22 protein-coding genes and 1 pseudogene are annotated in these 23,049 nt (G+C 61.0%); 12 read left to right on the top strand and 11 right to left on the bottom strand.

What is annotated here, in order from left to right; all coding sequences use genetic code 11:
- From ABIB36_RS06250 to ABIB36_RS06240, 3 genes and pseudogenes are all read right to left on the bottom strand, one after another.
- Window positions 1–148 (bottom strand): annotated as a pseudogene (locus ABIB36_RS06250) (NAD(P)(+) transhydrogenase (Re/Si-specific) subunit alpha); the annotation flags it as partial.
- A 460-nt stretch (window positions 149–608) separates the two neighbouring features.
- Window positions 609–1,772 (bottom strand): iron-containing alcohol dehydrogenase, encoded by a 1,164-nt coding sequence (locus ABIB36_RS06245; protein ID WP_354560250.1) that lies wholly within the window; start codon window positions 1,770–1,772, stop codon window positions 609–611.
- Between the two features lie 59 nt (window positions 1,773–1,831).
- Window positions 1,832–3,325: a CoA-acylating methylmalonate-semialdehyde dehydrogenase gene (locus ABIB36_RS06240; RefSeq protein WP_354560252.1), complete on the bottom strand. Its 1,494-nt coding sequence runs from the start codon at window positions 3,323–3,325 to the stop codon at window positions 1,832–1,834.
- 112 nt (window positions 3,326–3,437) lie between these two features.
- Between ABIB36_RS06240 and ABIB36_RS06235 the strand changes: the two genes are divergently transcribed.
- The 3 genes from ABIB36_RS06235 (at window position 3,438) to ABIB36_RS06225 (ending at window position 6,026) form a co-directional block, all read left to right on the top strand.
- The gene (locus ABIB36_RS06235) at window positions 3,438–4,334 is read left to right on the top strand and encodes a LysR family transcriptional regulator (protein WP_088945961.1); all 897 of its coding nucleotides are present in this window, start codon (window positions 3,438–3,440) and stop codon (window positions 4,332–4,334) included.
- Between the two features lie 543 nt (window positions 4,335–4,877).
- Window positions 4,878–5,741: an MBL fold metallo-hydrolase gene (locus ABIB36_RS06230; protein WP_354560255.1), complete on the top strand. Its 864-nt coding sequence runs from the start codon at window positions 4,878–4,880 to the stop codon at window positions 5,739–5,741.
- 120 nt (window positions 5,742–5,861) lie between these two features.
- Complete coding sequence (locus ABIB36_RS06225) at window positions 5,862–6,026, top strand: hypothetical protein (RefSeq protein WP_179142195.1); 165 nt, start codon at window positions 5,862–5,864, stop codon at window positions 6,024–6,026.
- A 9-nt stretch (window positions 6,027–6,035) separates the two neighbouring features.
- Here the strand turns inward: ABIB36_RS06225 and ABIB36_RS06220 are convergent, their stop codons facing one another.
- The gene (locus tag ABIB36_RS06220) at window positions 6,036–6,308 is read right to left on the bottom strand and encodes a hypothetical protein (RefSeq protein WP_354560257.1); all 273 of its coding nucleotides are present in this window, start codon (window positions 6,306–6,308) and stop codon (window positions 6,036–6,038) included.
- A 326-nt stretch (window positions 6,309–6,634) separates the two neighbouring features.
- Between ABIB36_RS06220 and ABIB36_RS06215 the strand changes: the two genes are divergently transcribed.
- Window positions 6,635–7,612: an NAD(P)/FAD-dependent oxidoreductase gene (locus ABIB36_RS06215; protein ID WP_084345805.1), complete on the top strand. Its 978-nt coding sequence runs from the start codon at window positions 6,635–6,637 to the stop codon at window positions 7,610–7,612.
- Between the two features lie 187 nt (window positions 7,613–7,799).
- Complete coding sequence (locus ABIB36_RS06210) at window positions 7,800–10,076, top strand: putative bifunctional diguanylate cyclase/phosphodiesterase (protein ID WP_084345806.1); 2,277 nt, start codon at window positions 7,800–7,802, stop codon at window positions 10,074–10,076.
- A 24-nt stretch (window positions 10,077–10,100) separates the two neighbouring features.
- Here the strand turns inward: ABIB36_RS06210 and ABIB36_RS06205 are convergent, their stop codons facing one another.
- Complete coding sequence (locus tag ABIB36_RS06205) at window positions 10,101–10,784, bottom strand: response regulator (RefSeq protein ID WP_354560596.1); 684 nt, start codon at window positions 10,782–10,784, stop codon at window positions 10,101–10,103.
- Window positions 10,785–11,151: 367 nt separating this feature from the next.
- On the opposite strand from ABIB36_RS06205, the gene ABIB36_RS06200 reads away from it, so the two are divergent.
- From ABIB36_RS06200 to ABIB36_RS06185, 4 genes are all read left to right on the top strand, one after another.
- Window positions 11,152–11,844 carry a DUF998 domain-containing protein gene (locus ABIB36_RS06200; RefSeq protein ID WP_084345944.1) on the top strand — a complete coding sequence of 231 codons (693 nt, stop codon included), beginning with the start codon at window positions 11,152–11,154 and terminating at the stop codon, window positions 11,842–11,844.
- A gap of 105 nt (window positions 11,845–11,949) precedes the next feature.
- A complete protein-coding gene (locus ABIB36_RS06195; protein ID WP_084345807.1) occupies window positions 11,950–12,318 on the top strand; it encodes a YciI family protein in 369 nt (122 codons plus the stop codon).
- On the top strand, window positions 12,306–13,529 hold the full coding sequence (locus ABIB36_RS06190; RefSeq protein ID WP_373270519.1) for an RNA polymerase sigma factor: 1,224 nt from the start codon (window positions 12,306–12,308) through the stop codon (window positions 13,527–13,529). The genes ABIB36_RS06195 and ABIB36_RS06190 overlap by 13 nt, the downstream gene beginning before the upstream one ends.
- 74 nt (window positions 13,530–13,603) lie before the next feature.
- Window positions 13,604–15,334: an L-aspartate oxidase gene (locus ABIB36_RS06185; protein WP_354560261.1), complete on the top strand. Its 1,731-nt coding sequence runs from the start codon at window positions 13,604–13,606 to the stop codon at window positions 15,332–15,334.
- Window positions 15,335–15,351: 17 nt separating this feature from the next.
- Here ABIB36_RS06185 and ABIB36_RS06180 read toward each other — a convergent pair whose 3' ends face one another.
- A complete protein-coding gene (locus ABIB36_RS06180; protein ID WP_084345808.1) occupies window positions 15,352–16,665 on the bottom strand; it encodes an NAD(P)/FAD-dependent oxidoreductase in 1,314 nt (437 codons plus the stop codon).
- Between the two features lie 97 nt (window positions 16,666–16,762).
- On the opposite strand from ABIB36_RS06180, the gene ABIB36_RS06175 reads away from it, so the two are divergent.
- Window positions 16,763–17,668: a LysR family transcriptional regulator gene (locus tag ABIB36_RS06175; RefSeq protein ID WP_256895505.1), complete on the top strand. Its 906-nt coding sequence runs from the start codon at window positions 16,763–16,765 to the stop codon at window positions 17,666–17,668.
- Window positions 17,669–17,960: 292 nt separating this feature from the next.
- A complete protein-coding gene (locus ABIB36_RS06170) occupies window positions 17,961–18,197 on the top strand; it encodes a S1 domain-containing protein (RefSeq protein WP_354560263.1) in 237 nt (78 codons plus the stop codon).
- Here the strand turns inward: ABIB36_RS06170 and mqo are convergent.
- Window positions 18,164–19,573, bottom strand: coding sequence for a malate dehydrogenase (quinone) (gene mqo / locus ABIB36_RS06165; protein ID WP_354560265.1), 1,410 nt, complete (start codon window positions 19,571–19,573; stop codon window positions 18,164–18,166). The genes ABIB36_RS06170 and mqo overlap by 34 nt on opposite strands.
- Window positions 19,574–19,665: 92 nt before the next feature.
- Here mqo and ABIB36_RS06160 point away from each other — a divergent pair, with 92 nt between their 5' ends.
- Complete coding sequence (locus ABIB36_RS06160) at window positions 19,666–20,574, top strand: LysR substrate-binding domain-containing protein (RefSeq protein ID WP_354560267.1); 909 nt, start codon at window positions 19,666–19,668, stop codon at window positions 20,572–20,574.
- Here ABIB36_RS06160 and ABIB36_RS06155 read toward each other — a convergent pair.
- The 4 genes from ABIB36_RS06155 to ABIB36_RS06140 form a co-directional block, all read right to left on the bottom strand.
- Complete coding sequence (locus ABIB36_RS06155) at window positions 20,522–21,151, bottom strand: DUF6188 family protein (RefSeq protein ID WP_354560269.1); 630 nt, start codon at window positions 21,149–21,151, stop codon at window positions 20,522–20,524. The two genes, ABIB36_RS06160 and ABIB36_RS06155, sit on opposite strands and share 53 nt — an antisense overlap.
- 28 nt (window positions 21,152–21,179) lie before the next feature.
- Window positions 21,180–21,332, bottom strand: coding sequence for a hypothetical protein (locus tag ABIB36_RS06150; protein WP_179142172.1), 153 nt, complete (start codon window positions 21,330–21,332; stop codon window positions 21,180–21,182).
- Window positions 21,333–21,397: 65 nt separating this feature from the next.
- A complete protein-coding gene (locus ABIB36_RS06145) occupies window positions 21,398–22,339 on the bottom strand; it encodes a DUF808 domain-containing protein (RefSeq protein WP_354560271.1) in 942 nt (313 codons plus the stop codon).
- A gap of 175 nt (window positions 22,340–22,514) precedes the next feature.
- The gene (locus tag ABIB36_RS06140; RefSeq protein ID WP_084345809.1) at window positions 22,515–22,952 is read right to left on the bottom strand and encodes a pyridoxamine 5'-phosphate oxidase family protein; all 438 of its coding nucleotides are present in this window, start codon (window positions 22,950–22,952) and stop codon (window positions 22,515–22,517) included.
- Window positions 22,953–23,049 lie beyond the last annotated feature (97 nt).

Here is a 23,049-nt window from a genome sequence, read left to right as displayed (position 1 = left end):
CGACGCCTTTGCCGATCAGCGACGCCACGATTTTCGGAACCAACGCGACGCGACGCTCGCCCTCTCCGGACTCGCGGACTACGCCCACTCGCACCCTCTCACTGTGAGCATCTTTTCGATAGTCACCACCGAATGCACTTACATTCATGCCTAATTCCCTCTTGTAGTAACTCGTGACGTCAATTGGTTTGGATCGACGAGTGCGCTCCCATTTGCGTCGAACATGAAACCCGGATCGCATGTCGATCTTCGGGAATTCTTAGATCTCGACACGGTGTCAACCTAGTGAAGCGCCAGTGGTCTCGAGTCTGTGCCGAGGCAGGCCGCATCTTGGGTAACGGCTCAATGGAAGGTGGCCGAAAAAACGGTGAGCGGGCCTGCAATCATCTGAGCAGGGCAGCGTGCCAAGAAAACACCCCCCGATCTCCACCGAATCGCCCGACAGAAGCTTTTGGATAGCAAGGTTGCTCCCCGACCTCGCCCGCTCAAAGTGATCTCGGTCAGAGCCACCCTGACGAATGGCGGTTGCGATAAAAAAGACGTCATACGAGCTTCAACGCCATGTCGACCATGAGCACGGAAGACCTACGGCCGATCACGGGAAACCTTCAGGCACCGTACACTTTTCGATACAGTTCAGCTAGTTCTTCGACCGACGGTACAACAGGGTTGTTCGAGGGCGACCCTGATGCCAGCGCTTGCTCGGACATGAGTGGTGTGAGCTCTTCCCACCGTTTCTGGTCGATACCGTAGGAGTGTGGCGTGGGAACTCGGACATCGGCGCAGAGCTTGTCGATGAACTCGATGAGCTTCGACGAAGCTGCTTCATCGGAGTCGCGACGATCGGCCGCACCCAGTTGTCGCGCACAGTCTGCATAACGGCCGACCGCCGCGGGGATCGAGAACGCAGTAACGGCAGGTAAAAGCATGGCATTCGACAGTCCATGAGCGACGTGGAAGTGCGCCCCTATGGGCCGACTCATCCCATGCACGAGGCAGACGCTTGCATTGGAAAATGCCATGCCAGCCTGGGTTGACGCATACATCATGGCCTCGCGTGCCTCACGATCGGATCCGTCAAGATATGCACGTGAGAGATATGCACCGATTGTCTTCATGGCGGACAATGCAAGGCCATCTGAAATCGGGTTGGCCTTTTTACTTACGTACGCCTCAATCGCGTGGGTAAGTGCGTCAATCCCGGTGTCAGCGGTTAGCCGAGCGGGCATGGACATTGTGAGCTCAGAATCGACGATCGAGGCAATCGGGAGAAATGACAGGCCTGGACATAGCATCTTCTCGTCTGTCGAGATATCGGTAATAATTGTGAACTGCGTTGCTTCCGAACCGCTTCCCGCCGTAGTTGGGATCGCAATGATCGGTAACGCTGGACCTGCATACACTCGCGGCGCTTTGAAATCACGCATGTTACCGCCCTGCTTGGACAACACCGCTAAAGCCTTCGCGGTATCCATAGGGCTACCACCGCCGAAGCCGATAACGGAATCAGCCTGATGTTCCTTCACCGCATCGATGCCCGCCTGCAAAGAGTCCGTCGTCGGATCCGGCACGGTTTTGGAAAACACCGCTACCGACTTGCCCGCTGCCTTGATTATCGCGGCGAGGCGATCCGCGGATCCGTTCCCAACCATGAACGAGTCGGTTACGAGAAGCGGACGTTCCAAATCCAGGTCGGTAAGAACATCGCCTAGTCCTTCCACTGCACCCGGGCCGAGTTTCACAAATCGAGGAAAAGAGATATTGGAGACCATAGCTACTCCTTTGCAGGGTATTGGTGCGTTCCCCACAGACCGCAGGAGAACGCGGAGAATTAGCTGTTTTCGGGGAACCCGAGGTTGATGCCGCCGTGACTGGGGTCGAGCCAGCGACTGGTGACTGCTTTACCTCGAGTGAAGAAGTTGACCCCCTCCATACCGTGCGCGTGAGTGTCGCCGAAGAGGCTATTCTTCCAACCTCCAAAGCTGTAGTAAGCCATCGGCACGGGGATAGGCACGTTGATGCCGACCATGCCGACTTCGACCTCATTTTGGAATCGCCGCGCCGCACCACCGTCGTTGGTGAAGATGACAGTTCCGTTGCCGTACGGATTAGCATTGATGAGCTCGAGAGCTTCGTCGTAGGTTTCGACCCGAACGACCGAGAGTACTGGTCCGAAGATTTCGTCGGTGTAGATACTCATGTCGGTCGTGACATTGTCGATGAGCGTCGGCCCCAACCAGAAACCATCGTCACCGCCGTCTGCTTTGACCTCACGTCCGTCAACGACGATGGTGGCACCTGCGGCCTCGCCGGCATCGACATAGGAGGCGACCTTGTCGCGGTGCGCCTTGGTGACAAGCGGGCCCATGTCGGCGCCCTTCGTGCCGTCACCGGTCTTGAGTGGTGTAGTTCGCTCGACTATCTTCGCTACAAGGTCGTCGGCGATGCCACCGACCGCGACGAGGGCGGAGATAGCCATGCAGCGCTCACCTGCTGAGCCGAAACCGGCGTTGACCATAGCGTCGGCTGCGAGGTCGAGGTCGGCGTCGGGGAGAACGATCGCGTGATTCTTCGCTCCGCCGAGAGCCTGCACGCGTTTTCCGTGGCTCGCCCCGGTGGAGTACACATACTTCGCGATGGGAGTAGAACCGACGAACGAAATCGACTTGATTGCCTTATTTTCGAGCAGTTCGTCGACGGCGATCTTATCGCCCTGCAGGACGTTGAAGACGCCATCTGGGAGGCCTGCTTCTTTCCACAGTTCGGCGATCCAGATGCTGGCGGTGGGATCCTTCTCACTCGGCTTGAGCACGACAGTATTGCCGGCGGCGATGGCGACGGGAAAGAACCACATCGGAACCATGGCGGGGAAGTTGAAAGGGGAGATGATGCCGACGGGACCAAGAGGTTGGCGGATGGAGTAGACATCTACCTTGGTGGAGGCATTCTCGGTGAAGCCCCCTTTGAGGAGATGCGCTATGCCGCAGGCATATTCGACAACTTCCTGGCCGCGGCTGATTTCGCCGAGGGCGTCGGAGAGAACTTTGCCGTGTTCGGCGGTGATGATCTCGGCGAGTTCCCACTTCTTCGCGTTCAGCAGTTCGCGGAAATTGAAGAGGATCTGGGTGCGCCTTGCCAACGACGTGTCACGCCACTCCGGGAAAGCGGCGGCGGCGGCACCGATGACAGAACGCGCGTCTTCGACGGTGGCTAGGGCGACCTGTCCGGTGACCTCACCGGTCGCGGGGTTGGTAACCAGGGCGGTCGCCTCTGAGATTCCGGCGAACGGCTTTCCGCCCTTCCAATGTGCAATCACAGTGCTCACAGCGCGCTCCTTCTAGTAGGTGTGCGCCCAGTCTCTGGTGCAAATATGGCCCTGTCAAAGACCAATACTGCACCCCACCGTGCAGAATTGCACGTGCTGCTACTGTGACTCGGTGTTCAGTTCAGACCACCTCAGATACTTTCTCGAATTGTCACGACACGGCCGACTCAACGAAGCATCTCGCGCACTTGGCGTCGACCACACCACGGTAGGCCGGAAAGTGACCAGTCTGGAAAGGTTGGCTGGACAGCGTCTCTTCGACCGCACGTCGTCTGGATGGCGGCTGACCGAGGCTGGGCGACGACTGGTCGGGTACGCGGAAACCGTCGAATCAACCCTTATCGCCGCGTTCGAAGATCAAACATCGCGAGTCGGGTCCCTCCGCGGTTCAGTCCGAATCGCCGCGCCAGATGGCTTCGGCGCATTCGTTCTCACACCCAACCTGGCGACATTGCGGCGACTCCACCCCGACCTGAGCGTCGAACTGGTCACAGCGACCGAACACCACACCGCGAGTGCGCGAGAATTCGATATAGCGATCACTTTAGAACAACCGGGGCCTCGCTTGGTGTCCTCTCGAAAGCTGGCAACCTACGCTTTGCGCTTATACGCGACAGCGGAATATCTTGATAACCACCCGGCCATCGCCAAGCGGGATGACTTACGGGAACACACATTGATCTGGTACGTCGGAGCTCTACTCGACGTCGCACCCCTGCGCATCCTCGACTCGATCCTGCCCCCCGAAGGTCGCGCTCAAATCCAGACCAACAACATAACCGGGCACTGGCTTGCCGCGCAGAATGGGCTTGGGATAGCTCCGTTGCCGAGCTATATCGGTGAACCCGACAAGAACCTGATCTGCGTTCTCCCAGAATCGTTTTCCATCGAGGGGACCTATTGGGTCGCGGTACCGAAAGAGCTCACAGGACTGGCGAGGGTGAAAGCGGTCGACGATCTACTGAACGACGTCGTCCACAACGCGGTCCACTTAAGCCCGGCAACCTGATCAGAAGAGTCTGAATAGCGGTTGATCCGGTCTTTGGTCGACACCTCGCGCTCGGCTTAACGCGAAGAACTGCCGATGACCGAAATACCGGCCCCTGGGAGCGGCCGAGCCTCATGACCCAAGGAGCAGGGCACGGAGTTGAACGTCCTAGAGACCGCGCTGGACGCGGAGATGACCAACCGCGCATCTCCCGACGGGGGATAGCATCGGGTGTTTCTGAAAGCCACGGAAACCGGCAGGAGGAGATTTCGCACGGCGGGAAACAGTCGTCCACCTATGAAACGGTTCGACGCCGTAGCCGGGCTCATCTCACACGAACCCCACAGCTTCATCCGCTGCCGCTGGGCCCGAATCACCGGTAGCCTCGACCGGGTTCATCGTCATCTCTACGAGAGGAAAGAACTCACATGATCACGAATTTCATCAATCTCATTCTCGGCGGCGTCAGCTCGGCCTCCGCCGGCAGCAGTGGCTTCGAACTGGCTCCGGGCGTGCTTCCTTTCGGTCTGTAACCGCGAAGACCTGTAGACCGAGAAGACAAGATTGTCTCGTTCTTTCGGTGACGACTACCCGATCTGCGTGACCTGCGGCGTTCAGTACCCGCTGAACGTCGCAGCTCCGGCCGACCCAGCGGCTGCTCACTGCTTCATCTGCGAGGACGAGCGCCAGTACGTGGGGTACGGCGGTCAGCAGTGGACAAGCCTCGGCGAACTGAGACTTCAGGGCCATACCGTCGAGATCAGGGAAGAAAGACCCGGGCTCTGGGGGATCTCGACGTCTCCGCACCTTGCCATCGGTCAACGAGCGCTTCTGGTTCCGGGAGACGACGGCAACGTGCTGTGGGATTCCACTACGTACATCGACGATGCCGCGGTCGAGCGAGTCACGGAACTGGGAGGAATTTCGGTTATCGCACTGTCGCATCCGCATTACTACAGTTCGATGGTCGAGTGGAGCCGAGCATTCGGTGATGCGCCGATCTACGTGCACGAACGCGATGCGCAGTGGATCCCGAGGAACGACAACGTCGTCCTGTGGTCCGGTGACACACTTGAGGTGCTTCCCGGACGCACTCTGATCAATGCCGGAGTTCATTTTGCCGGCGGCACGGTCATGCACTGGCGTGACGGCGTCGATGGCAGTGGCGCCCTGTTCGCCGGAGACATCTTCACCGTGGTGGCGGACCGTCGCTGGGTCGGATTCATGTACAGCTACCCCAACCTCATCCCCGAGCACCCCGACACTATTCGGAAGGCTGTCGATCTTGTTCGACCCTTCCCGTTTGCATCGCTCTACGGTGCTTGGTGGGGTCGGATCATCACCACCGACGCCCATGATGCCGTGATCCGCTCGGCGCGAAGGTACTTCGAACACATCGGAGCATCTTTGGATGGAATGCACCTCTAACTTCTGGTGGTAAGTGATGTTCGATGCCGGGACAGCCACCGCCACCGCGCGTCTGCGGGACATCGTGCAGGGCTGAGCAGCCGAGAGTTTCAACCATCCTGACGCGGGTAAGAAATCGTCATGACTGGAAAACACGCAAAGACGCCACACACCGAGACCACCGACAAGGGTGCCGAAGGCGCTCACACGGACGTGCAGTCGGATCCTGCGGCCGGCCAGGATTCAGGTGACTGGTCGGGTGAAGGCGGTGCAACCACCGACGGTCCCGCCACCGACACCGAATGAATTGACGTATCAGCCCCGGTGACGGTCGGCGCGTTGGACCAGCCGAACGTCGCCGGGCGCGACAACTTTCTCGACCTCGGTGGGTTCGGTGAACCAGCTACCGTCGACGTCGAATACCACGAGAAGGTCGGTGAGCCAGTCGACCTCGACGACCGTGCCGACCGATCCCGCAGGCACTCCGCTGCGCCAGCCTCGTATCCCCAAGTCCTGCAACGCAATAACGGTATCACCTCGCACGAATTCGCCCTGGCTGTCCTCGCTGTGGTCTACCGAACTATCCATGGCCCCCCGACCCGAATGCGCAGCCCCCGTTGACGAAGACCGACTATGCGGGTAAGTCAACAGCAACACCACACACTCTTTCAAGCAGTGAGCGCCCTGCTGAATCGGGCATTTTCTTACGGCAGGCCCAGTTGATAGATGTAAGCAAGTTCCGAGCTGCTTACTAAGGTCTTACCGTGCTTCCGGGTTGAGTTCTGCCGCCCTAACGCGCATTCTCGCTGTTTCGAGGAAGGGGAGTTCGCGACCGCATTACTCACAGCACCCAATTTTTTGCCATTTCAGCAAAGGCGCTTGCCGATCCATGCTGGGCGAGTCAGCATGAATGCATGACAACTCCACTGAAATACGACGCACTCATCATCGGCGGGGGCGCCGCAGGCCTTTCCGCAGCGGTGGCGCTAGGACGGTCACGTAGAACCGTCCTCGTCATCGATGCCGGCAATCCCCGTAATGCACCCGCCGCACACGCGCACAACTACCTCGGCCGCGAGGGCGTTCCACCACTGCAACTCCTCGAGATCGGGCGCACCGAAGCGCGGTCTTACGGCGCAGAAATCGTCTCGAGCACCGCGGTCGCGGCAGCGAAGGTAGAGGGAGGATTTACGGTCACACTCGGCGACGGCACGTCGGTCATCGGCCGCAGCGTGCTGGTGGCGACCGGGCTGACCGATACATTGCCGGACATCCCAGGCATCGCCGAACGTTGGGGCCGCGAGGTCCTGCATTGTCCCTACTGCCACGGCTGGGAAGTCCGCGACCAGGCCCTCGGGATCATCGGCGGCAAGTTCGGTGTCCACCAGGCACTGATGTGGCGTCAGTGGACCGAAGACATCGTGCTGTTCACCCAGGGTTTCGAGCCCTCCGAGGAAGATCAGGTGAAACTGGAAGCGCGCGGCGTCCGCGTGGAGACGGACGAGATCGCCGAGCTCGCCATCGAAAACGACACGCTCATCGGGGTTCGCACGATGTCGGGCAACACTGTGCCCGTTCATGCGGTGGTCGTGAAGCCGAAGTTCGAGGCAAATGCGGACATTCTCCTCCAACTGGGCCTCGAGACAACGGAACTGATGATGGGCGACGTGCCCGTCGGCGCCACATCGGTGGCAACCGACCCCACCGGAGCGACATCCGTGGCGGGAATCTGGGCGGCCGGCAACGTGACTTCGCCGATGGAGATTCTGATCGGTTCGGCCGCAGGCGGTGTGCGTGCAGCGGGCGCCTTGAACGCGTACCTCATCGACGAAGACGTGCGCAGCGCAGTCCGGGCCGCAAACGACAAAGCCGGGGCAGGAACCCAAAGCTGACGCAAAATCGCAGGGGATCCATCGCGCAAATAGGTCCCTGCCGTTTCGGGACCTCGTGACCGATGAAAACTCATCGCAGCAGGAGTGGTTCCCGCGCTGTCGGGCAATCCTGGGCTAACCTCGCAGTCGGCGGATGCCCGATTGCCTCCGCCGCGCCGGCGCTGCACACGAAAGGGGAAGCCTTCGCATGGACTCGAAGGTTCTTCCGATGCACCAACTGCTGGCCGGTATACCCAAATTGGTGGGCATTTCTTCAGCGGTCGTCGCCAGTAGTGTGCTTTTCTTCCGCGGCGACTCCTCGGTTCGTTCGATCGTCATGGCCGCGTTCGCTTTGTCGGCGATCGTCGCCATCAGCGTCGGTATTCGTCGGTACAAGCCTGCCGACGCCACGTCGTGGTGGTGCCTGTTCGGCGCATCTGCACTTTTTCTGGTCGGTGTTGGTCTCCGCGGCGACCCGACGGTCTATCCGGGTGGTGTCACCGCACTGTCCAATGCACTGACGCTGGGGGGCTACTGCCTGATCGGCACGGCGCTGGCGCGATGGGTGCTCGAACGACGGTCCAGAGACGACATCACGCCGCTCATCGATGCCGGGCTCATCTCGGTCGGCACCCTTTTCGTGTCGTGGGTGGTGCTGATATCGCCGTTGCTCGACGGCTCCGTCGGTACGGCTGCCGCGATCAGCAACGGAGTGTATCCCGCAATCGACGCAGGCATGATCACGCTCGTGACGTACCTGCTCGTCTCGTCCACGCATCGCAATCGCGCGCTTCGCCTTCTTCTCGTGGCCTTGCTCGCAATATTGGTCGGCGACCTTGCCTACGCACAGTCCCTCTCACGTACGGTTCCGTTGTCGCCGGGACTACTGGACGGCATCTACCTGTTCGCCTACGCCGCACTTGCCCTTGCGGCTCTCAATCCGCAGATGGCGACGATGTCGCATCGACAGAATTCCCCTCCTCTGCACAGTCGCCGTCGGGTGCTGTTCGTCGTCGCACTCCTGGCGGTGTGCGCAGCCACGTTGGTTCTCGGATCCTCGATCTCGACGGTCGATCTCGTGGTGCGGTCGGCGTTGCTCTCGGTACTGCTGATCGGGACGTTCTTGCGAGGCGAGCGCGCCATGAGCCTCGTCCAACGCAGCGAGGACGACGCGCGATACCGCGCGGCCCACGACGCGCTCACGGGGCTACCGAACCGAACGATGCTCGACGAGCAGTTTGCTCGATTGGCTCTCGCAAGTGGACGTGGGCGAATCTTCGTCCTGTTCGTCGATCTCGACAACTTCAAGACTGTCAACGATTCCTACGGTCACCGTGTGGGTGACGAGATGATCGCTGCAGCTGCCCATCGGATCCGCGCGACGGTGCGATCCTCGGACACCGTGGTGCGGTACGCGGGTGACGAGTTCATCGTCATCGGTCGATGCACTCGTCCCGAGATGGAGGAGGTGGCTCGTTCGGTGATCGAGCGGATCTCCGAGCCGTTCGTTCTCAGCGTTGCCACCACGTACATCACGGCGTCGGTCGGGATCGCCGCCGCCGACAACCGCCCAGGCGATCTGGACGATCTCCTCCGCGAAGCCGATATGGCGATGTATCACGCGAAATCGCTAGGGGCCTCCCGCTTCTCCTTCTTCGACGAGTCGTTGCGCGCGTCTTCGATCGCGGCGATCGAAACGGCAACTGCCCTACGAGGGGCGACCCGACGCGGTGAATTGGTCGTTCATTATCAGCCGATAGTCTCGACGTCCTCACGAAGTACCGTCGTCTACGAGGCGCTGGTGCGATGGAACCGCGACGGTTGTTTACGCTCACCCGTCGAGTTCGTGCCGATCGCGGAATCCACGAATCTGATCGGTGAGATCGGGGCCTTCGTTCTGCGCACCGCCCTGCAGGATCTGAACGCGCTTCGGGCAGCCGGACAGAACGTCACGATGTCGGTCAATATCTCCTCGGTTCAACTCCGCGACGACTCGTTGCCGAAATTGGTCTCCGACATGCTGGAAGAGTATGGCCTGTGCGGTGCGGATCTTGCTCTCGAAGTCACCGAAACTGCACTCATCGACGATGTCTTCGCTGCCAAGAAGATCCTCGATGAACTGGCAGCGATGGAAGTGTTGATCGTTCTCGACGACTTCGGCGTCGGGTACTCCTCGCTCAGCCGACTCCGCGAACTTCCCATCGCCTTGCTCAAGATCGACCGCTCCTTCGTCGCCGAGATCGGCACCAGCGAGTCCGCGGATTCGCTCGTCACGGCCATCGCAGCGATGGCGCGGGCGCTGCCTGTGTCCATCGTGGCGGAGGGCGTCGAAACCGAGGAACAAGCGCGCGCGGTGGAGGCTCTGCATTGTCGGTTCGCCCAGGGATACCTCTACGGCCGACCCGCGCCACTAGAACACTGGATACAGGCCACGCTCAACTCGGCGCACCCGGTCGGTGTCGACTTGTCGAATACCGTCGAATAGTTGACCGCTGCTCACGATGGCCCTTCAGACGAACCGGTAGCCCATCCCGGTCTCGGTCAGCAGGTGGCGCGGATGCGACGGGTCGTCCTCGAGCTTGTGCCGTAACTGACCGAGATAGATTCGGAGATAGTGCGTTTCGCGCCCATGGTGCGGACCCCACACGGTCTGCAGAATCTCCTTCTGGGAGACCAGTTTCCCCTGGTTTCGGACGAGGAGTTCGAGCACACCCCATTCGGTCCGAGTGAGATGAATGTTCACTCCGTGCCGCGTCACCGTCTTGGCGGACAAATCGACGGTGAACGAGTCGGTGACCACGACGGCCGCTTCCGCTGTATGAGGTCCGCGTCGCAGAGCTGCGCGCAGACGCGCGAGCAACTCATCCATACCGAACGGCTTGGTGACGAAATCGTCGGCACCAGCATCGAGTGCCTCGACTGTATCGACGGAATCGGTGCGAGCCGAGAGAACGACGATCGGCACATCGGTCCATCCGCGCAAGCCTCCGATGACGTCGATTCCGTCGATATCCGGCAGACCGAGATCGAGGATCACGATCTCGGGACGGAAGTTCGCGGCCACTCGGAGCGCCTCGGCGCCTGATGCCGCCGTCACTACCTCGTAGCCACGCACGTTCAGATTGATTCGGAGTGCTCGCAGAATCTGCGGTTCGTCGTCGACGATGAGAACTCTGACTCGCGGCGTCGCCATCGAGCCACCGCCGGCAGTGACCTCGACAGACACACCCTTGCGCATCCGTCGATCCCCTCGTCGCTCGTTGGGTCCAGCCGTTACGGATACACCGTACTTCGAGCCGATGCCCAGCTCCACACGCCTATGCCGGACGGCCCGAGAGCGGACGCTCTTCGATCTTCCGACGGTGGTCGATTCTGAGATCGAACTGCGACATTCGGGACACTGCTCTCAGGTTGACGCTCTACAGTCGGACCCAGAAGTCAAGTCTGTATCGACAGAGAGATCCGCCATCAGCAATCCACACCACGCCGACACATCTCACCGAAGCCACAACCTGAGCCACGCCGCTGCAGGAACTGCATGGATTCTCTCGTTCGCATATTTGTTGGCAGAGGTGTTCACGGCTGCTGCGTGGAACACGCCCTACAGCTTTGCCCAGAACTCGATCAGCTCACTCGGTGTGACGACCTGTGACGTCGATTCGTGCTCTCCGATGCACGACGTCATGAACTCGACGTTCGTAGCGCTCGGGGTATTGACCCTCATCGGCGCCCTCTTCTTGCATCGACACATCCGAAATGGCCGGTCGAAAAAGTGGATTCTCTCGCTGGCGGTTGTCATCGCCGTGAGCACTGCAGCCACCGGACTGTTCCCGGCGAACGACGGAGCGCTCATCCATTGGTCGGCGGTGATGCCGGGGTTCGTGGCAAGACATGTCGTGCTCGTCCTGATCGCATGGCATCTGTGGCACGAGAAGCGACTGGTGGCGATCTGGTCGGCACTGTGCGCGTTCGTCGGAGTGCTCGGAGCAGTCCTCATGCTGGCGAAGGCACTGCATTTCGGCCTCGGCGAGCGCCTTGCGCTCTACCCCTTGCCGACGTGGATGGCGGTCACCGGCACCGCAGTCTTGCTGGCGTTGGCACGACGCACAGTCCTGCGGAACGTCGACTTCTCGGTGCGCGCGTTCGACCCGCGGATCTGGCCACGCGTCTGGATCGCCCCCACGGTGGACTGCCGTCGTGACCCGCATCCGGTGAGCGGCAAGCTCACCGTCCTGGCACCACTTAGTCATTGAAACGTGCCTGTCGATTCCACGGCAGCTCGATCGTCATCTCTGTGCAAGACCGCGTGATGCGGTGACAATCGAAACAGACGTTGACCAGACGATCGGGAGCACACCATGAGATACGCACTTCTCCTCAGCAACGAAGAGCCCGGTGAGGGCGTCATTCCAGACGAAGCCAGAACGCAGATGCAGGAGGCGTTCGGCACCTACGGGAAAGCCCTCCAATCAGCTGGAGTTCTCGTCGCGGCCGAAGTTTTGACCAACGCGGCGGCGACAACCACGATCACCCTTCGCAGCGGTTCGCTGCAGATTCAAGACGGACCGTTCGCGGACACCAAGGAGGCACTCGCCGGGGTGTTCGTCCTCGACGTACCCGACCTGGACGCTGCGCTGATGTGGGCCGAGCGTTGTCCGGGCGCACAGTACGGAGTGATCGAAGTACGGGCAGCCGCTACGTCGTTCATCGACGGATCGTGGACCTGAAAGCTCGAAATTCTGCCGAGAACTCCGCTCGCGGTTCGTACGGGCGACTTCTCGCGCTCCTCGCGGCGGCGAGCAGGGACATCGCCGGCGCCGAGGATGCGCTGGCCGACGCCTTCGAGCGAGCGTTGACGACGTGGCCGAGGGACGGTGTCCCGTCGAACCCCGATGGATGGCTGCTGACCGTGGCGCGGAATCGGCAGCGGGACGTCTGGAAGTCCGCACCACACCGAATGAACGACCCACTGACGTCGGCGCCGGAGACCTACGACCATCTCGCCGAACTCGATCCCGACGCGATCGAAGACAAGCGGCTGGAACTGATGCTCGTCTGCGCGCACCCGGCGATCTCCCCGGCGGTACACACCCCGCTGATGCTCGACGTCGTACTCGGCTACACGGCGAAGGACATTGCTCGTGCATTCGCGTTGCCGTCGTCCACACTGGCCGCACGCCTCGGACGGGCCAAACGACGCATCCGCGAAGCCGGAATCTCCTTCGAGCTACCCGACAGATCCATATTGCCCGAGCGGGTCGACGCGGTGCAGGCAGCCGTGTACGGCGCTTTTGCCATCGACTGGCACACCAGTGGGGTCGAGATGCGCGACGGCCTTGCCAGCGAGGCCCTCCATCTCGCGGAGACACTCTGCACACTTCTGCCCGAGGATCCGGAAGCGCATGGACTTGCGGCACTCATCTTGCTGAGCACCTCGCGCCTACCAGCACGCCGGATCGACGGCGTCCTGGTCCCGATTCAGGCCCAGGACGTGCAGAGATGGGACGAGGCAACGATTGCGCGCGGTGAATCGCATCTACGTCGAGCGCATGCGATAGGTGCTCTCGGACGGTTCCAACTCGAAGCAACGATCCAGGCCGTGCACTGCGCGCGCCGACACACTGGATCCACGGACTGGGCCACGCTGCGCGCACTGCACACCACACTCGACGCACTGGCGCCGACGCTCGGCGGCAGCGTGGCATTGGCCGCCGTCACCGCCGAAACCGACGGCCCTGAATCCGGGCTCCGCATGCTCGACGAGCTCGACGGCACCGAGCGATTCCAGCCCGCATGGGCGGTACGCGCCCACCTGCTCGAGCGGTTGGGCCGCGTCGAGGAATCGGTAGTCGCCTACGAGAAGGCAATCTCACTGTCCGCGGATGTACCGACGCGACGGTACCTCCGCGGGCGGGCCGACGCGTTGCTGACGAGATGAGTATGTCCCGTCACGAAACCCACGTCTGGTCGGTCGAATAGGTACACGGAAGTTCCTTCCAGAAGGAGATGCTCATGAGTTCCACAGAACGTCGGATAGCGACCTCGGTGCTGGTCATCGGATCGGGTGGATCGGGCCTGCGGGCAGCCATCGAGTTGGCCGAACACGGGACCGACGTCCTCGTGGTCGGCAAACGGCCGAAGCTCGATGCTCATACCTCGCTCGCCGCCGGTGGAATCAATGCTGCTCTGTCGACGATGGATCCCGAGGACTCGTGGCAGCAGCATGCCGCAGACACGGTGAAGGAAAGCTACTTTCTCGCCAATCCGCACACCGTCCAGATCGTCACCGAAGGCGCCGAGCGGGGTATCGCCGACCTGGTTCGCTACGGAATGCCGTTCGCCCGTGAGGAAGACGGGCGGATATCGCAACGCTTCTTCGGTGCACATACCTACAGGCGAACCGCTTTCGCGGGCGACTACACCGGGCTCGAAATTCAACGAACACTTCTGGCACGTAGCGAGGAGCTCGATATCGAGATCCTGGACAGCGTCTACATCACCAAACTCCTCGTTCGCGACAACACGATCTTCGGCGCCTATGGATTCGACCTCACAACCGGTACGCGTTGCGTCTTCCATGCGGATGCCGTGATTCTCGCTGCCGGTGGTCACAACAGAATCTGGCGCCGATCGTCTTCACGGCGCGACGAGAACACCGGCGATTCCTTCCGCTTGGCCTACGAGGCCGGCGGCCGGATCCGCGACCCGGAACTCGTACAGTTCCACCCTTCCGGGCTGATCGAACCAGAAAATGCTGCAGGAACACTGGTTTCGGAAGCAGCACGCGGCGAGGGCGGCATATTGCGCAACACCCTCGGCGAACGCTTCATGAGCCGATACGACCCCGAGCGGATGGAACTGTCCACCCGCGACCGCGTCGCACTCGCTGCATACACCGAGATCAAGGAGGGCCGCGGAACTGCCCACGGAGGTGTCTGGCTCGACGTGTCACATCTCGATCGCGACGTCGTCATGCGCCGACTCCCTCGCGTGTACCAGACACTGATGGAACTTCAAATGCTCGACATCACAACGGATCCCATCGAGATAGCACCCACCGCGCACTATTCCATGGGTGGCGTGTGGGTACGACCGGACGACCACAGCACCGACGTCACGGGCCTGTACGCAATCGGAGAAGCATCGAGCGGGCTGCACGGCGCAAATCGCCTCGGCGGGAACTCCCTGATCGAATTACTGGTCTTCGGACGCATAGTCGGGCAAGCCGCGGCGAAGTACTCGGAGGGACTGGATGCGCAACTTCGTTCGGAGAACGCAGTTTCCGAGGCACGAGCCGAAGTCGATACGCTGCTCGTCTCAGACGGGCATGAGAACGTGCGGGTCCTGCAGCGAGCGATTCGCAACACGATGACCGAACATGCCGGCGTCGTGCGGGACGAAGTCGGGCTCACAGCGGGACTGACGGAACTCGACGAGATCGAACTTCGCATCGCCGACGTCGGTGTCCATCCGGACATCGCCGGATTCTCCGACGTAGCCCATGCTTTCGATCTGAAGTCGGCCGCACTGGCGGCGCGGGCGACCCTCGAAGCGGCGCTCGAACGCCGTGAGACGCGCGGATGCCACAACAGATCGGACTTCCCGGACCAAAGCGCATCGTTCCAGGTCAACCTGGTGTGGTCTGGCCCCGGAGAAATCACACGCGAGGCCATCCCGGCGATCCCGTCGGAGATCGGAGCTCTCATCCGCACGGTCGATTCCACCGGAAAGCTCGTCGAGTAACGCCGTGGTTGCGGGCGTCAGGCTGCCGCTCGCTCCACTTCGGGTTCGACCAGTTCGACCTGATCCACCCACTTGTCGGTGTACTGGAAGTGTGGGCGTCGATCGCCGATGTAGGAGCTGAGCCACGACACGACCGCGACGTATCGGTTCCGAAAGCCCACCATGTACATCAGATGCACTGCCAGCCATAGTACCCACGCGATCGGCCCCGCAATGTCCACCTTGCCGAACAGACGCGCGACGGCACTGAATCTACCGACGATCGACATACTGCCCTTGTCGACGTAGCGGAACGGTGTGCCTGCCTTCACCTTTCCGGTGATCATCTTGGCCGCGTGCCTACCCTGCTGCATCGCGATAGGAGATTGGCCCGGCAGGTTGTCGAGTGAGGTGACGTCGCCGATGGCGAAAATGTCCGATGCCGAGCCGACAGTCAGGTCGTCGTGAATCAGTAGTCGCCCGGCGCGATCGGTTTCGCACCCTGTTCGCTCGGCGATGGTCGCAGCCAGTGCGCTTGCCTGAACGCCTGCGGACCAGATGACGGTCTTGGCGGCGATGGTGCGTACGGCCTTGGTGTCGACGTCTTTGATCGTGACCGTGTCATCGGCGATGTCGGTGACCATGGCACCGGTCACCACGTCCACCCCCGACCGTTCCAGTTTGGCCCGCGCATACTTGCTCAACCGACCACCGTAGGCAGGCAATACATCTTTGACGCCGTCGACCAGCGTGACCGTGACGTCATCCGGCGTGATGTCGGGGAACGAACCGGCGAAATAGCGGTGTGCAAGATCGCGGATCTGGCCGGCAAGTTCGACGCCGGTCGCACCAGCGCCGACGACGACGAAGCTCAGGAGTTCTCGCTTGGCGTCGACGTCCGAGGTCAGATGCGCTTCTTCGTAGCAACTCAGGATCTGCTCGCGGAGGGCGATGGCGTCGTCCACGGTCTTGAGGGCGAAAGTGCGGTCCTTGAACTCGTCGTGACCGAAATATGCCTGCGTAGCGCCGGTAGCAACGATGAGGCGGCCGTACCGGATCGAACGCGTGGAGCCCGCTGCCGTGTAGGTGAGAACGTGCCGCTCGGGATCTACGTCGACGACGCGGCCCAGCCGGACATCTGCCGAGTCGTACTCGGCGAGGATTCGCCTGATCGGCGGGGCAATCTCTCCCGTCGAGATCATTCCGGTGGCCGCTTGGTACAGCAGCGGCTGGAACAGGTGCTCGGTGGTGCTGGAGATAAGCGAGAACTTCACGCCAGCCTTGCCCAGAGTCTTGGCGGCAGCCAAAGCTCCGAATCCTGATCCGACGATCACGACCTCGTACTCATCCACGACAAATCCTCCTACTCGAAAGCTGTTATGTACATGCAACGCTTCTATCCGGTCGCTATCAACGCGAAAGATCGCATAGCATCAATGAGCAGAACTCATGGATGGAGAAATTGTGGAACTACGACAGGTGAAATATTTCCTCGCCGTCGCCGAGGAGTTGAACTTTTCGCGGGCCGCCGAGCGCTTTTACATCTCCCAGTCCGCAGTCAGCCTGCAGATCGCAAAACTCGAACGCGAGATGGGCGAGCCCCTGTTCGAACGGACATCACGGTCCGTCCGATTGACCACTGTCGGAGCACAATTGGTGTCGATCGCCCGCCACATGATCGAACTGGAACAGTCCGCGCTCGCATTGACTGCGCGCAAACGCAACCAACTCAGACTGACCGGCAACATGACCTTCGCCGCGAACGCACTGGCCGCCATCGTGCGTGTGCGTGAGCAACACCCCGAAGCAGAAATCGACTTCGTACTCAAACGATTCGCCGAACAGATCGAAGCAGTCACGACCGGGGATTGTCAGGTCGCACTGATCCGAGGCAGCGTCGAACGATCAGGACTGCAAGCGAAAGAGCTATGGACCGAGGACCTCGTGGTGGTCCTCTCGGAGCGGCATCCATTGGCCGACCGCATCGAACCTAGCCTGGAAGACCTCGCCGCGTACCCGCTCCTGCTACCCAAGCGCAGCGAACAAATATTGCTGCACCGCGTCGTCGAAGGCGCGATGAAACGCAGCGGCCTGCGCCTGACCTTCGGTCCACCCGTAGCCGTCGACCACACCGCAAGCGCTGAACTGCTCAATCGCCCGGACTGCTGGTCGATCCTCTACGCCAGCACCGCCGCAGGCACCCCCACCAGCGGCCTCGTATTCCGGCGGGAAGCGCAGCGGCGGTTGCAACTCGCCGTATCCGCAGTCGTCGACGGCACAGTACCCGCCACCGATATTCAGCGGGATCTCGTTGCGGCACTGGCCGAAACGGCGCCCGAAACTCGGGAGAAGTGACCGGGGTGCGCCCATGCGCGAGTACCGAAAGTGAATGGCATTGATACCGTCGAGCAATGTCCCGCACGCCGTCCAGGGGAGCAGGCTTCGCCCTCGCAGCTTTGGCAGTGATGGCGGCCGGACTGACTGTCGTCGGCGCTGTGGTTCCGCCGGACAGTGACCCGAAGCGTGAGCCGACATTCACCGGTGCCCGTGCCTTCGACATCGACCCCGACGGAACCGTCACCGAGATCACCGACCTGGACGAAAACTTCAGCGAGGGGACCGCGGGAACCTTCGTCCAGGCGACACCGTGCAGACCCGAGCGATCGTGCGGGAGTTCGACGCCGAAGAGGGCTGGGGTGTCCTGGACGCGCCCGAACTGCCAGGTGGATGCTGGGTTCACTACTCCCATATCGACGGAACCGGTTTCAGAGCACTCACCGCAGGCCAGTTGGTCAACGTCGAATACGAGGATCTACTCGCCCTCTACGGGCCGGGCGCCCAGCAGGATGGCTACGCCTTCCGTGCCATACGCGTCCATTCGTGAGTAGCTGCGGCGTGGGCCGGGAAACACTTGCTCACCAACTCGATCATGATCGATGGTGCAACCGACGCACCCGGTGACGCCCCCAACAATCCGGCTATGGTTCCGCCTGCGCCGGTGATCAATTCGGTGCCGAACGTGAGCACCCCAGAGTTCGCAATGCAGGTCCCGGACGGTTGAGGCTTGATCAGCTGAGCCCGCTGACCTGCTTGTATCGGATACCACTGTGTCGGATTCGCCTCCGGCACGAACGTCTTCAAAAGCTCGAATTTCCTTCTCCGCGTTGCTAGTAGCTGACCGAACAGGTAGCGAACCAATGGCAGATTTTGAAGTCCGACAGCCAGAAGCGGCAACAGATTATGCAATCGAACTGTCGTGAACAGGTCTCTCACCGAACCTGCTTTCAACAACTTGGTACTGAACGTTGCGTACGGGCCGAACATGAGAGATCTCTGACCGTCGACGACCCGGGAATCGAGATGGGGCAGCGACATCGGTGGCGCTCCGAGCGCCGATTGCCCATACACCTTCGCATGGTGCCGAGTAACGACCTCGGGTATGTCGGTGCGTAGAAATTCTGCGCCGAAGGGGAACACACCGTATCCGCGTACTTCCGGGATTCCGGACTTCTGCAAGAGTTTCAACGCATAGCCTCCCGCACCGACAAATACGAACTTCGCCTGCACACGGAAGCGCTTTTTCGAGTGCACGTTCTTGCCCGAGACAAGCCAGGTTCCATCTGCACGACGATTCAGGTCGGTCACCTCACGTCCGAGATGGATACGCCCGCCACCTCGCACCATCGAGTCGGCCAGCGACACCGTGAGAGAACCGAAGTCGACATCGGTGCCACCGGTGTGACGAGTGGCGGCCACCGGGCCGTCCAGCACTCGTCCCGCCATGATCAGTGGCGCCCATTGCTCGATGACCTCGGCGTCCTCGGAGTACTGCATACCCGAGAACATCGGCGATGTCCGCAGAGTTTCGTAGCGCTGCCTCAAGTATTCGACATCGCGATCGCCGAACACGACGTTCAGGTGGGGCGTCTCGTTGATGAAAGTAGGTGGCAACTCGCCGTCTGCAAGCAACGAAGCCCAGAAGCTCTGTGAGATTCGAAATTGCCGAGCGATGTCCTCGGATTTGGTCGGGTCTGCCGCGTCGGGCATGTAGTTGAGCTCGCACAGTCCCGCATGGCCAGTGCCCGCGTTGTTCCATGGGTCCGAGCTTTCGCCTGCAAGTCGATCGAGACGCTCGAGCAACGCAATCGATCTGTCGGGCCACAGCTTTGCGAGAATGGCACCGAGAGTGGCCGACATGATGCCGCCGCCGATCAAGACGACATCGAGGGTCTCGATTGGTGGATGGGTGCGTGTGAACATAGGAACCTCCCCTGTATACCTGCCTTTGGACTGATCTTGAACGCCAGAAACCGATCCGTCCAATGTTGGATTCAGTGGAATACCATCCAGAAATGGATGAGTACCTGTTGCCACACGTCGAGATCGTTGCGCCGCTCCTCGCAGCCTTCGACGTAGCGGCCACCGAAGGCCACATCACGCGGGCCGCGGACAAGCTAGGGGTGCCACAATCTTCGTTGAGCCGGCGACTGAAAACGTTGGAGAAGACGCTCGGTATTGCATTGTTCCAACCCGTCGGAAGAGGGGTAACGCTCACCTCCGCGGGACGAGAACTATTCGAGCGCACTCACGACGCCATTCGAAAACTCGACGACGCCATCACCGTGGTCCGCGCCGATGCCGACCCATCGAGCGGGTTCGTCCGATTCGGCTTCCCCCTGACGCTGGGCCCAGTAGGAATTACGACGATTCTCGCCGAGTTTCATGAAACCGCGCCGCGAATCCGTGTGCACCTCGTCCAGGCCCACGGTGAAGCGCTCGCCCACATGATTCGCGACGGCAGGCTCGACATAGCCGTCGTCATACCCCCGCCCGCTGACCTGACCGTTACAGTCCTCGGAAGTCAGCACATCCGCCTTCACGTAGCGCGCACCAACGCCTTGGCCGGGCGCTCAGAGGTAGCTATTGCCGAGCTGGCGGACGAGCCCTTCATCGCAAGTCCGCCGTCGTTTCACCTTCGATCCCTACTCGACTCCTGGTGCACCGAAGCGGGTTTCACTCCTCGCGTTCCATTCGAGATCAGCGAAATCGACACCATCCGAGCTCTTGTCGGCCATGACCTCGGCGTTGCGCTGCTGCCGGGGGAATCGGAGCACTTCTCCGTCGTTGCTGTTCGACTGTCGGGGTCACGAGATCGGGACGTCGGGCTCGTTACCGGCAACCACCGTCCAACGGCCGCGGTCTCTCGTTTCACTCAGTATGTGGTCGAGAACCGGCACCGAATCGCTGCGGTACAGCAATGACCACACCCGAGGAGAGCGCTATCTGATGCTCGGAAACTTCGGCCACACTTTCACGCAACACCAGGTAAGCCTCGTCCAGCGATACCGCCGCGGGCACGCTGGTCCGGTCGGAGAACTCGACGGTCGACTTGTCTCCCATAGCAATTCGGACAACGCTGGCTCCGACGGAAGGTAGCTCGGTGACTGCAGGGATTGGTGCCGGGGGATCCGAAGGACCCGAGAGGAACTCGATATCGCCGCCTGCGAGGCAGACCACCGTGGAACCGTCGGAACCTGTGTACTCCCAGGACTCGACCTCTTCACGCGAAGCCGCTTCGACAACCGTTCCGTCGTCGAACACGATCGTCAATTCACCGGACTCCGCGTAGGCGACGCTCTCGCACAGGCGGCCGACGAGAGCAGCGGCAAGTCGCAGCCCTTCGAACTGATTGTCCTCGTCCACCAGCACGTCACCGATCACGAACTCACTGAACGCAACGGTAGCGCCGCCGGCGAACTCGATGCTCAGATCGAAGTCCAACAGAACGCGCGTGACGCGTCGGGACTGCAGTGCGAGTTCCATCGGTGCCGGTGTCATCACTGACGACTCCAATCCAGTGAGATTTTCATTCGGCCGTTCGGTAGAGCCGCCAGAACCACACTGCCGTCACCGCCAACATGACAATGCCCGACCCCAGCGCCCCCACGACGAGAAGCATCGTGCCGAGAGCAGCGAGGCCGATGATCCCTGCCAGCTGAAGTCCGTCGCCGATGTGCACACCAGAACTGTCCCTTGCCCTGGTCGGGGGCGCAACCTGTGGAAGGAGTTCGACGGCCCGACGCGCTAGTGCGCTTTGGACCGCTTGGCGAGAACGCGGGTGATCCCGAGCTGGCCGCCGACGATTATCAGACCAGCGATCAAACCGAGAATCGCGGACGCGATCGTATTGACGATCCATGCCAACACCCCTCCGATGCCGGAGATATCACCGACAGCGTCCTCGAGGTGGTGAACCAGCTGATAGATCGGATGGAAACCGAGCTCGTCGATTCCGTTGAGCAAAATATGTCCACCGACCCACAACATGGCAGCGGTTCCGACTACGGACAGTACGGACATCACGTGTGGCATCCCGCGCACCAACCCGCGCCCGAACTTTTCCAGCATCCCGGTCGAGTTCTCCGCAAACTTAAGACCGATGTCATCCATTTTGACGATGAGCCCGACGACGCCGTAAACGAGAATGGTAATCACGACTGCAACGACTGCAAGGACGACCAGGCGGTTCCAGAAGCCTTCGCTCGCAATCGTATCGAGCGCAATGACCATGATCTCCGCAGACAGGATCAGATCTGTACGGACAGCTCCAGAGACGACGCTATCCTCATCGCGCGGCTCGTCTGCCGCCGACTCGTCATGCTCACCGTGACCGAAGAGCGCGCCCCAAATCTTGTGCACTGCTTCGTAACTGAGGTAGAAACCACCGAGCATCAGAATGGGGGTCAGCAGCCACGGAAGGAACTGACTGAGCAAAAGCGCGATGGGCAGAATGATGATGAGCTTGTTGCGCAGCGAACCGATGGCGATCCGTTTGATGATGGGCAGCTCACGCTCGGCGGCGAGGCCACGAACGTACTGTGGCGTCACGGCCGCATCGTCGATGACTACACCGGCGGCCTTGGCTGTCGCTTTCGCGGTCGCCGCCCCGACGTCGTCGATCGATGCAGCGGCGAGACGAGCAAGCGCGGCGACGTCGTCGAGAAGAGCAACAAGTCCACCAGCCATCACAGACCTCCAGAAATCAGCGCGTAGAGCGTATAGACGGTCGGTTCCATGAATGCGTCTGATCTCATGAACGTCGGCGTCGGCATCGGTCGTACAGCACAATACCGGCACCGGCCCGGCCGCTACTCTCGGCGACTACCGGACTGATCGTGTATCGAGTCGAGGAAGGCCCAGATCAGGCTTCCGGTTTGTCTCCGAACATGAGCTCGCGGCCGCTGATCTCTGTAGGGACGATTTCCACGATGTTGTATTTGATGGTGGGAACCCAGGAGACAAGGTCGAGAGCTTCAGCTTCGGCGATTTCCGCGGAGGTGCTCAGGGTGCGGGCAGTGCCATGCACGACGACGCTCCAACCGGAGACGCCGGGATTGATGTGATCGACTTCGAAGACGACTCGGTTCTCGATGCTGAGTTCGACGAGTTTGGTGCCCTCCGCAGTGCGGAACAACAACCGGCCACTGTCGGCCAGGTAGTTGACGGGAACCACGTCGATGCGCCCGCCGACCGAGGTGACCAGCCGCCCCAGCCTCTCCGAACGCAGCGCATCCCAGCTCTGCTCCTCGGTGAAGACACGAACTGGCCCGGCAGGGGTGTGTGCGTGAGGTGCGGTCATGACCCGATTCTCTCACTCCGGTCCAGTTATTGTCTGGCGTATCGGTCACGCTTTCGGGGAGCGGCCGTCCGCCCCGTTCACCGAGTTCAATGATGTT

The organism is Rhodococcus sp. UYP9 (genome assembly GCF_040547235.1).
GTDB lineage: Bacteria > Actinomycetota > Actinomycetes > Mycobacteriales > Mycobacteriaceae > Rhodococcoides.
This window is presented reverse-complemented; position numbering and strand designations above follow the sequence as displayed.

What these genes read in the sequence shown, in the direction of transcription:
- ABIB36_RS06210 (WP_084345806.1), top strand. Translation starts at nt 7,800, where the DNA reads ATGGACTCGAAGGTTCTTCCGATGCACCAACTGCTGGCCGGTATACCC.
- ABIB36_RS06160 (WP_354560267.1), top strand. Translation starts at nt 19,666, where the DNA reads ATGGATGAGTACCTGTTGCCACACGTCGAGATCGTTGCGCCGCTCCTC.
- ABIB36_RS06140 (WP_084345809.1), bottom strand. Translation starts at nt 22,952, where the DNA reads ATGACCGCACCTCACGCACACACCCCTGCCGGGCCAGTTCGTGTCTTC.
- ABIB36_RS06225 (WP_179142195.1), top strand. Translation starts at nt 5,862, where the DNA reads ATGACTGGAAAACACGCAAAGACGCCACACACCGAGACCACCGACAAG.
- ABIB36_RS06205 (WP_354560596.1), bottom strand. Translation starts at nt 10,784, where the DNA reads ATGGCGACGCCGCGAGTCAGAGTTCTCATCGTCGACGACGAACCGCAG.
- ABIB36_RS06175 (WP_256895505.1), top strand. Translation starts at nt 16,763, where the DNA reads ATGGATGGAGAAATTGTGGAACTACGACAGGTGAAATATTTCCTCGCC.
- ABIB36_RS06145 (WP_354560271.1), bottom strand. Translation starts at nt 22,339, where the DNA reads ATGGCTGGTGGACTTGTTGCTCTTCTCGACGACGTCGCCGCGCTTGCT.
- ABIB36_RS06215 (WP_084345805.1), top strand. Translation starts at nt 6,635, where the DNA reads ATGACAACTCCACTGAAATACGACGCACTCATCATCGGCGGGGGCGCC.
- ABIB36_RS06220 (WP_354560257.1), bottom strand. Translation starts at nt 6,308, where the DNA reads ATGGATAGTTCGGTAGACCACAGCGAGGACAGCCAGGGCGAATTCGTG.
- ABIB36_RS06245 (WP_354560250.1), bottom strand. Translation starts at nt 1,772, where the DNA reads ATGGTCTCCAATATCTCTTTTCCTCGATTTGTGAAACTCGGCCCGGGT.
- ABIB36_RS06155 (WP_354560269.1), bottom strand. Translation starts at nt 21,151, where the DNA reads ATGACACCGGCACCGATGGAACTCGCACTGCAGTCCCGACGCGTCACG.
- mqo (WP_354560265.1), bottom strand. Translation starts at nt 19,573, where the DNA reads ATGTTCACACGCACCCATCCACCAATCGAGACCCTCGATGTCGTCTTG.
- ABIB36_RS06195 (WP_084345807.1), top strand. Translation starts at nt 11,950, where the DNA reads ATGAGATACGCACTTCTCCTCAGCAACGAAGAGCCCGGTGAGGGCGTC.
- ABIB36_RS06185 (WP_354560261.1), top strand. Translation starts at nt 13,604, where the DNA reads ATGAGTTCCACAGAACGTCGGATAGCGACCTCGGTGCTGGTCATCGGA.